Genomic DNA, 9,444 nt, shown 5'->3' with positions numbered 1-9,444 from the left:
CTCGCTGGCTGCGATCAAGGCACGGCTATGGGGCGACGGGACTATGCGATCCTCATGCTGCTAGCCCGGTTGGGGTTCCTGAGGCACGCCGAACACGAGCGCGGCGGCTCGATCGGGACACGCAACTGCCGGCTTGCCGCGATCCGGAGCTTCTTCAACTTCGTGGCGACCAGGGATCCCGCATCGATCGCGCAATGCGTCGAAATCCTCAACATCCCCGTCACCCGACCAACGGCTGTTCGTCAACCGCTATGGCGAACCGCTCAGCGCATCGGGCGCCCGGTTCAAACTTGCCGCCTACGTGAAAGCAGCGAGCGAAACCACGCCAACGCTGTGTGCCAAGCATGTGACGCCGCACGCCTTCCGGCACGCCACCGCCGTGCACCTCATATCGGCGGGCGTCGACGTTACGGTCATCCGTAGCTGGCTCGGCCATGTGAGCCTCGACACGACCAACCACTATGCCAGGGCCAATCTGGAAACGAAGCGGAAGGCCCTGGAACAGGTCGCCGTTCCGACAACACCCGGCGGTCAGACATCGTGGAAGCGCGATGCAAGCGTGCTTATCTGGCTCGATACGCTCTGAAATAATGTGAAGGAACGTTGGCAGGAAACCGCAGACATCAGCCAATCTGGCCGCGCTCCTTCACATTACCGCCACCTCGCGATTACTCGACTTATGCTCACCTCGCGATAATTGGAGCCATGCGCCGATATAATCTGCGTGCCGCACTGTAGGTGCTATGCCCAGTTCCGCACAGAGGAAGGCGCTGGCCATCTCGGCACACAGTTCCTCACGGGCATAATCGGCACTGCCGAAACCCGCGCCGGTGAGCCGGTCGAGGCGCGAGGCATGGCCCGTCCAGTGCCCGAGCTCATGCAGCACGGTGCGATACCAGTTGATCGGTTCATAGTAAGCTGACTGGTCCGGCACGCGGATATAGTCGGGGCTAGGCGCATAAAAGGCGCTCTCCCCGCCCACCCGGACATCGGCGCCACTGGCCCGGATCAGTCGATGCGCCTGCGGCACCAACTCCTCGGGCAAGCGGACTTCGGGACCCGCCATCAGTTCTTCGGGCAGGTCCTCGCACTGCGCGACATTGAAGAGGGTGAAGCGCTTCAGGAAAGCGATCTGCCGGGCCTCGCGTTGTTCGTCGCGGGCCTTCTCCTGCTCGTCCTTGGGGGTGAAGCGGTCGGCATAGCAAACGGTGGTGCCCGCCTCGCCCTTGCGGACATAGCCACCCAAGGCCTGCGCCTGTTTATAGGTCAGCCAGCGTTGCAGGCTATAGCCGCAGGCGAAAAGTTGGTCCCACAGGATCAGCACATTGATCCCGGAATAGCAGCGTCCCGTTACAGCATTGCGCGGCAATCCCGTCGCCGCCTTGCCGCTGTCCCAAGGCTGCACCCATGGCAGCCGTCCTTCTTCCAGTTGCGCGATAATGCGCTGGGTCACCTCGTCGTACAGCGATCCGTTCGATTGAAACTCCTTGACCATGTCCTTTCTCCTGCCCTTCCAGCACCGGCCGCCGGAAGGGCGGGGTGGGCGGCGAGGAGGCGCACGGCAGGCCCGGGCAGGGAGGCGGGCTGCACCCGCAGGGCCGAAACACAAGAGAAGGAGCCGGCAAGTCCGGCTTGCAGCCCGCCGGCACGGGCCTAGAGGGAGCCGACGCCCACCCCGCACTTCTGGCGGCCCTTCAAACCGACCCCAGCGCGGCCAGGCCGCGATGCCCGCTTGGGCTTGCCACAGGCAGCGCCCCACGCGTCAGCGATCATCGCCCGGCAGGGACGAGACAAGCGCAGTGCAGGCTCGGTGAAGCACAAGCGAAGCAGAGCGCGGTCGGCCGCAGGCCGAGACGCAAAGGCACCCGACGGCACCAAGGAGGCGCTGTTGCCTGAACGTGGCGTGGTTGATCCTGCGCGGCATGAAGACGTTCAAGACCCGCCATCAATTCTATCTTCCCGATGACCTGTCGGCGAAGCTGGATGCGCTGACCGCCAGCCCGGGCACTTCCAAGACGCAGATACTGACCGATGCGCTCAATGCCTGGCTCGAGCGCAAGGGCGCACAGGAACTGAACCAGCGGTTCGGGCCACGGCTCGATCGGCAGAACCGCACCGCCGAGCGGCTCGAGCGCAAGGTCGATGTGCTGACCGAGATGCTGGGGGTCTTCATCCTCCACCAGCTGACGCTCGTGGCCCATCAGCCGCCATTCGACGGCGACACCGCCCGGCTGGGCCGGACCCGCTATGGCAGCTTCCTGAAGTTGGTCGAACAGCGGCTGATGCGAGCCAACGGCGGCGAAGCGACGGCCCTTACGAAACAGGAGGAACAGCCATGAGCCTCGACCCATCGCCCGCACCCATCACGGTCCGGATCAAGGATGCCTGCCGCATGACTGGCATTGGTCGTTCGAAGCTCTATCTGCTAATCGCAGAAGGGGCGATCGAGACGCTCAAGGTAGGAAGCATGACGCTCATACCCGTCGCATCGCTTGAGGAATTTCTTCGCAGCCAACAGAACAGCCCATCGGTGACACGTTTAGATGCTTAGAATGATGACAACTTTTAAGCACCCGTTCTGCAAGGCAATTGTTTTTCCCGCTTTTTATCAAATACCCGGCGCGTGGAAATGGATAGGATTGCCATTGATCGTGTCAAGCCACTTGTGAAAGAGCCGCTGTCGGTAGATTTGCCTCCATTAGGGGTCAACGGAATACCTACAGATCGGGTGAGGTGATGACGCCTCTTCAGTTCCGAGGTGTCTCCCGGGAAGGCGGGGGAATAGCAGTAACCGCCGCCTGATCGACCACCAACCCCGGCGTAGTGATCGGACCGGTTGGATCGCGGATCGTCCGGTTCGCGAGTTCCGACCGGGAGCCAATACCGTCCAGCGCCCGGATCATCGGAGTCAGCAAGGGAACATCGCCATCATTGCGGGAGCGAGCATAATGGGTGTCGGGGTCGTACAGCGTCTCGTCAGGTAACAGATAATGGCCATCCAGCGCGCCCATGGCAGCCAGTAGCCTTGCCTCAGCGAGATAGGCTTCTGTCCTTGAATTGTTCAGCGCGGTGCGAGCGGTCAACAACTCCCGCGCCAGATCAAGGACGTCGAGCGTGGTGCGTAACCCAGCGCGCTCCTGCTGCAGTGCCCCGTCATATGCGCGTTGGGCAGAATCTGCTGACGCCATGAGTTCCACGACGCTTGCACGCTGGGCAACCATCATATTCCACGCTGAGGCTACTTCGACGCGGCTGTCGCGGAGAGCCGCATCGATGAGCCGCCAGTCCGAGTCATTGGCCTCCCGGGCTTCAGCAATCCGCGCTCGGCGCAGGCCACTATCGAAGATCGGGGCGGAGACGACTACCTCGCCGCGCAGGCTCGTCTGTCGCAATGCGCTGCTGTACGGTTGGATTGTCCCCGACTCGGCACGACCCCGCAGATCGACGCGGGGCATCTGTTCGGCTCGCGCGGCCTGAAGCGCGGCGCGCGATACCTTCTCGCGAGAGTAAGCCGCCGCTAGGATGGGATCGCTGCGTTGGGCAAAGGCATAGGCTTCCTCCAACGAAGCTACTGGCAGGCTCAACGATTGGGGGGCGGCCAGGTCGCCCGGCAAGCCGCCGGTAGCGCGCAAAAATTCAGCACGGCTGGATTCGAGCTGCTCCTGAGCGGCATAGAGCTGTGCTCTGCCGAGGCTGACCCGGGTCTCCACTTGCTGATGATCTGTTGATGTGGCTTCCCCCGCATGCAGGCGGGTCGCAGTATCTGCAGATTCGCGGGCCAGCAGCGCCAGGTTATCCCGCGCGATAATGACGCCATCATTGTCACGGATGAATGAGGCATAGGCAACAATAGCGTTGAGCAAAACCTTCATTTCGGTGGCGCGAAGGGCATTGCGTCCGAAAGAGATGTTCGCGTTCGCCCCGCGTTCGTCGGCGGCAATGCGCCCGAAGGTGTATAAAGGTTGCGTGACAACGGCTGCCGCCGTTGCTGTCCAGTCAGCCGCCGCGATGTAGCCACCGGTGCTCAGTTCGAAATTGTCTCTCTCATAACCATAGCTTCCCGAGATATCGAGCTTGGGGCCATAGCCGGCACGCGCCTGGGGCAAGCGGTAATCCAATGCGCGGAGTTGCGCCCGCTGCGCCAGCAGGGTCGGGTTGGTCCAATAGGCACGTTTGACCGCTTCGTGGAGCGTTTGGACAGGAGTAGCAATATCTATTGCTGGCTTCGATCCATAGACCGATGGCGTCGGTATCTGACCGTAATTTGCCGAAGGAGCTCCGTCGACTGTCCTGGCTTGAGGTTCGGTTTGCGCCGATGCGCAGATGCTCGTCACGCTGAGCGCCGTCGCCATGAACAACGCAACCGATAAACGCAGCATGCTTACTTATCCCGAAAGCTGCGGGCGAACTGGTCGCGCAGCGGCTTGGTGATATAGGACAGCATCGATCGATTGCCCGTCTCGATATAAACCTCCGCCGGCATGCCTCCCCTCAGCTGAAGCCCAGCGGCGTTGAGCGCGGCAGGATCAACGGTGATCCGGGCGGTGTAAAAGGCGCTCTTGCCCTCGGGATCGACAGACTTGTCGCTGGCAACATAAGTGACACGTCCAGGAATCTCGGGCGTCGCCGCCCTGTTGAACGAAGAAAAGCGAATGCGTGCCTTTTGGCCAGAGCGGACCCGATCGATATCCATCGGGCTGAGGGCTGCCTCGACGATCATCTGATCGCGATCGGGCACGATCTCCATGATGGGTTCGGCCGGCTTGATTACGTCGCCGACTGCGGCGAAGGCGATCTTCTCGACAATGCCGTCATAGGGCGCCCGGATTTCGCTTCTGGTCTGCTGATCGCTGGCGGCAACGCTACGTACTCGCTGCTGGTTCAATGCGGTGTTGACCTGATTGAGCTCCACCCCAGCCTGCGACCGGCGCGTGTCACCAAGCTGGATGGCTTGTTCCCTCGTCTCGCTGATCTTCGCGCGCGACTGGGCGATCTGCGCGTTGAGAGAGGCGATATTGCCATCGATGCTGGCGGCGGTGCGCTCCAGTTCGTTCATTCGGTTGATCGTCACGAGCTGCTGGGACCATAAGTCCTTCACACCGCGTCGCTCGGGCTCGATGAGAGTGCGCTGCCGTTGCAAGGCGATGATCTGGGCCTGAAAGCCCGCGATCTCCTGGCTATATTGGGTCTGGCGAGCGGCGAGCTGGGCGCGTAATCCCGCCTCTTCGCTGGCCTTTATCGTGTAGAGCCGCTGTTCGTCAGCCATGGCTTGGCGGGCGCTCGCTGTGTTGGCTTGGGTCAACTCGGGCGGAAACCGCAGCTTTCCAGAACCCAGCTGTTCTGCCTCCAGCCGGGCGCGTTGCGCCAACAATTGTTCGACCGTCAGGTTGGAATAGGTGGCATCCGCGCCCGTCACCTTGTTATCCAGGCGGATCAGCAGCTGTCCGCGCGCGACATGTTGGCCGTTGCTCACCAGGATTTCGGTGATGACGCCGCCGGTGGGGTGGGCGATCCGCTTGACGCGTGACTCCGCTCCCACCTGACCCGAGCCGATGACCGCCGAACCAATCGGGATGATGGCTGCCGCCAGCATCAGCGCCGCAAACAGGCCTGCAAGAACATACATGAGCCGTTGAAGGCCAAATGCGCTCTGCGCTTCCTGCTCGCTGGCTTCGCTGAGGAAAAGGGCGAGCTGCTGGTTGGGGTCATCGCGACGCAGGGGCAGGTTCATGCAACTTTCCCCGCACGAGTGGAGGCCACCACAGTGCCGTTGCCCGAGGCCTGATCGGTTGTTGGGGCAAGCAGCGCCAGGACCTTATCCCTTTCGCCGAAGGACTCCATCTTGCCTCCTCGCAGCAAGAGAATGTGGCTGATCGGGCCAAGCGCCGCCGGGCGATGGGTAATCAACACGACGATGCCACCACGCTTGCGCACATCGATAATCGCTTGCGCCAGCGCGGCATCGCCCTCGGCGTCAAGATTGGAATTGGGTTCGTCGAGCACGATGAGGAATGGATCGCCATATAGGGCGCGTGCCAAGCCTAGCCGCTGTCGCTGCCCGGCCGACAATTCGTTTCCGCCATTGCTGAGCAAGGTGTCATAGCCCTTTTCCAGCCCGACGATCATCTCATGCATTCCAGCGGCCCGTGCTGCCGCAATGACCGCTTCGGAACTCGCATCCGGTTCGAAGCGCGCGATATTCTCGCCAATCGTTCCCTCGAACAGTTCGACCTGCTGCGCGACATAGCCGAAGCTCTTTCCGAGCGTGTCGCGATCCCACTGATCATAGGTCGCGCCTTCCAGCCGCAACGAACCACGGCTGACATTCCAAATGCCCAGCAGCGCCTTGGCCAAGGTCGTCTTGCCGGCCGCGCTGGGGCCGATCACACCAAGAGCCTGCCCCGGACGCAGCGTCATGGTGACGCCGCCAATCGTGAAGCGATTGCTGCCCGGCGGAGACACCCAAACGTCATTCAGAACCAGATCGCCGGAGGGAGGGGGAAGGACGACTGTGAGGTCCGGGTTCGGACGGATCGCGTTCAGCATCACGCTCAGGCGCTGCCAGCCGGCCCGGGCGGCGGCAAAGCTGCGCCAGTTGGCAATGAGTTGGTCAACCGGAGACAAGGCGCGCCCGGACAGCACCGACGACGCCAGGATTACGCCTCCACTGGCCTTGCCATCGATGACCAGAAGGGCGCCTACCGTCAGGATCGTGGACTGCAGGAAAATCCGGAACACCCGCCCGCTACCACCCAGTTGGGCGACGATCAGGGCAAGCTTGGATTGGGCGGTGAGATATTGAAGATCCCAGGCCGTGCTCCTGGCCAGCATGCGCTTCTGCATACCCATGGCGGTTGTCGCTTCACCGAACCGGATGGCTGTATTTGCCGTGCCAGCGCGGCGAGCCGCGATCTGGGCCAGTTCTCGCGTGCCGTCCTGCGTGGCCCTGTTGGTCCACAGCGTCAGCGCCGCGAGAATGATGACCCCGAATAACGCAGTCAGCCCCAGCCAGAAATGGAGCGCGAAAAGCACCAGCAGGAACAGGATCATCCACGGAAGATCGATGAAGGCGGTCGGCCCATTGCCGCTGAGGAAGCTATGAATCTGGTCCAGATCGCGTATCGGCTGCATGCCATCGCCTTCGCCAGCGCCAGCCCGCAGCGGGCGGTTGACCGCCGCATAATGGACGGCCGGAGCCAGTTCGCCATGCAGTGAATTCGCGATGGCCAGCAGCGCCCGCGATCGGATCAGGTCGAACACCGCCTGAAACGCGTAAAGCACGGCCAGCAGGAGGAACAAGCCGAGTAGTGTCGGTATGCTGTGACTGGGCAGGACTGAATCATACACCAGCATCATGTAGATCGAGCCGGTGAAGACCAGCACGTTCAGCAGGAAGCTCGCCATTCCGATGACAATGAGCCCGCTCCGGTAACGAGCTATGAACCGAGAATACAAGGCGCCCCCCATCGTTCCCCGTGGTTCAAGACACGTATGGCCTAATGCTCTATGGAGCAAGGCATACGTGTTTCCTTTGATCGCAGCTAGCGTTGCTGTGGCATGTCCCGGACGTCGCCTGTCATTGGGCCAAAAACTACTCCCATTTTTTGGTGATTTCACCAGCCCCGCCTGGCTACGTTTGGATGGAAGGTGCCGACAGGCTTGACCAAAGGCCACGCCAAGATAGTTATTCTAACCACCATCATATGACTATAGTTATATAACTTAACGTTTATGACATGTTTTGTTTTGGGACTATAGCAAAGATAGTAAATTGCCTTGCACCTCTGGATTAAGAATGGTTTTGTCTACGTCGGGGCAAGGGGGTGAAAGTTGCGATTCGTTCCAGGATCGCGTTCTTCCTAATAAATAAGCCTTAGGATTGGTCGCAGCATAGGAGCCGGCAGGGTTTGTCTCTGCATGGATAAGTATTGCTGTGTCTATGCTGCGCTCAAATGAATTCCGTGATCGCAAAATGCGATCTGGTTGAATGAGATGGGCGGGATTAAGAGCGATGGGCAAATGCAGCGCACTAGATATTCCGGCCCGGTCTTCTTCCTTGTGCCAGCGAGCGGATGTCGCCGGCGCCGCTAAAATTCCAACATCAAGTCGAATGGGAGTTCTCCTGCAAAGGCCTGATCGGCTTGGTGGGACCTTTCTGTCCACGCTCTCGCGCAATGCGAGGGGGCTAACGCGCTTGGGCGAACGGGCGCTGGGAGTGCAAATCCATGGGTGATATCTCGGGTGCCGGCGGCACGACCACCTCGTTCAGCAACACGCCGCAGGCGAAAGACGACCTCTTTCTGTCGATCGATACACGCCTGACCGAGGACTCGTCGCAGATCGTCTATCTCGACGTGATGGCGAATGACCTTGGCGGAAATGCCAAGACGCTGTTTTCCATCGATGATAGCATTAATAGCTCCGGCGTCATTAGTCCGGCAGACCTGCTGAAGCAGGACACTGTCCGTGCGGAGGCGACGAGCACAGATTACAGCCTGAACGGGGCTCATATCTGGATCACCACAGATGGCAAAGTGGGCTACGACACCTCGTCTCTGAGTGCCAGCTTCAGGACCCAATTGCAGTCGCTTAACGCCGGCCAGTTCCTCACAGACACGTTTACCTATGCCATTCGGCTGGGCAACGGCACGCTGAGCTGGGCGACTGCAACCGTGCAGTTTGCCGGCACCAATGACAATGCCTCGATCAGCGGCACGGCGACCGGAAATGTCGTTGAAGCCGGGGGGGTAAACAACGCCCTGCCGGGGGCACCGAATGTTGGCGGTACTCTTGCAGTTGCTGATGTGGATGCAGGGCAGGCGACGTTCGCCGCCGTGTCGTCTTCCAATCTCAACGGCACTTACGGGACGTTCACATTCAACAGCTCAACTGGTCAGTGGACCTATGCGCTCGATAACGCACGTGCGGCGACGCAGGGCCTCACTCAGGGCCAACTGGTCTATGATACGCTGATGGTCAACTCGGCCGATGGCACCGCCTCGCAGCAGATCAAGGTCACAGTCACCGGCAGCAACGATGCTGCGGTTATTGTCGGAAATTCAAATGGGTCTGTGACGGAGCCGATTTACGCGGTGTCAGTCACCGCTACGGGTACGGTGACCGATACCGACGTAGATAATCCTGCAAATACGTTCCAGGCTGTTTCGTCGGGGGCGACGACAGACCATGGTTATGGCAGCTTTGGGGTCACGGTTGGAGGGCAATGGACCTACACGCTGGATCATGCGAATGCATCCGTTCTTGGCCTGGGTGGCGGTCAAACGCTGACAGACACTTTCACGGTCCATTCAGTTGATGGAACCGCGCAGCAGGTAACAATTGTAATTCATGGAACTGACGACACTCGGGTCAATCTGAGCGCCTCGACGGTCAGCGAGAACGCGGCGGACACCAGCTACGTGTTCACGGCGACGCTGACGAACG

At 60.6% G+C, this 9,444-nt stretch carries 7 protein-coding genes and 1 pseudogene; 4 read left to right on the top strand and 4 right to left on the bottom strand.

Translation table 11 applies throughout. From position 1 onward, the window contains the following. Window positions 1-75: 75 nt before the first annotated feature. A pseudogene (locus tag AAC640_RS04380) lies at window positions 76-586 on the top strand (tyrosine-type recombinase/integrase); the annotation flags it as partial. 60 nt (window positions 587-646) lie between these two features. Here AAC640_RS04380 and AAC640_RS04375 read toward each other — a convergent pair. Then, window positions 647-1,495: an ArdC family protein gene (locus tag AAC640_RS04375; RefSeq protein ID WP_340264845.1), complete on the bottom strand. Its 849-nt coding sequence runs from the start codon at window positions 1,493-1,495 to the stop codon at window positions 647-649. Between the two features lie 403 nt (window positions 1,496-1,898). On the opposite strand from AAC640_RS04375, the gene AAC640_RS04370 reads away from it, so the two are divergent. Together AAC640_RS04370 and AAC640_RS04365 are read left to right on the top strand one after the other, a co-directional pair. Next, window positions 1,899-2,339 (top strand): CopG family transcriptional regulator, encoded by a 441-nt coding sequence (locus tag AAC640_RS04370; RefSeq protein ID WP_340264844.1) that lies wholly within the window; start codon window positions 1,899-1,901, stop codon window positions 2,337-2,339. Next, window positions 2,336-2,551, top strand: coding sequence for a helix-turn-helix domain-containing protein (locus AAC640_RS04365; RefSeq protein ID WP_340264843.1), 216 nt, complete (start codon window positions 2,336-2,338; stop codon window positions 2,549-2,551). Before AAC640_RS04370 ends, AAC640_RS04365 begins: the two co-directional genes overlap by 4 nt. Window positions 2,552-2,747: 196 nt before the next feature. Here AAC640_RS04365 and AAC640_RS04360 read toward each other — a convergent pair whose 3' ends face one another. From AAC640_RS04360 to AAC640_RS04350, 3 genes are read right to left on the bottom strand one after another with little or no spacing between them, the layout of a single operon-like run. Next, complete coding sequence (locus AAC640_RS04360; protein WP_340264842.1) at window positions 2,748-4,352, bottom strand: TolC family outer membrane protein; 1,605 nt, start codon at window positions 4,350-4,352, stop codon at window positions 2,748-2,750. Between the two features lie 29 nt (window positions 4,353-4,381). After that, a complete protein-coding gene (locus tag AAC640_RS04355; RefSeq protein WP_340264841.1) occupies window positions 4,382-5,731 on the bottom strand; it encodes an HlyD family type I secretion periplasmic adaptor subunit in 1,350 nt (449 codons plus the stop codon). Beyond that, on the bottom strand, window positions 5,728-7,455 hold the full coding sequence (locus AAC640_RS04350) for a type I secretion system permease/ATPase (protein ID WP_340264840.1): 1,728 nt from the start codon (window positions 7,453-7,455) through the stop codon (window positions 5,728-5,730). Before AAC640_RS04350 ends, AAC640_RS04355 begins: the two co-directional genes overlap by 4 nt. Before the next feature lie 770 nt (window positions 7,456-8,225). On the opposite strand from AAC640_RS04350, the gene AAC640_RS04345 reads away from it, so the two are divergent. Continuing rightward, window positions 8,226-9,444: VCBS domain-containing protein (locus AAC640_RS04345; protein ID WP_340264839.1), on the top strand; the 1,219-nt coding region annotated here is incomplete at its 3' end.

This window comes from Sphingobium mellinum, from assembly GCF_037860795.1.
Taxonomy (GTDB): Bacteria; Pseudomonadota; Alphaproteobacteria; order Sphingomonadales; family Sphingomonadaceae; genus Sphingobium; species Sphingobium mellinum.
This window is presented reverse-complemented; position numbering and strand designations above follow the sequence as displayed.

Excerpts from the sequence above, each read along its gene's own strand:
- AAC640_RS04355 (WP_340264841.1), bottom strand. The coding sequence starts at position 5,731 with ATGAACCTGCCCCTGCGTCGCGATGACCCCAACCAGCAGCTCGCCCTT.
- AAC640_RS04365 (WP_340264843.1), top strand. The coding sequence starts at position 2,336 with ATGAGCCTCGACCCATCGCCCGCACCCATCACGGTCCGGATCAAGGAT.
- AAC640_RS04360 (WP_340264842.1), bottom strand. The coding sequence starts at position 4,352 with ATGGCGACGGCGCTCAGCGTGACGAGCATCTGCGCATCGGCGCAAACC.
- AAC640_RS04375 (WP_340264845.1), bottom strand. The coding sequence starts at position 1,495 with ATGGTCAAGGAGTTTCAATCGAACGGATCGCTGTACGACGAGGTGACC.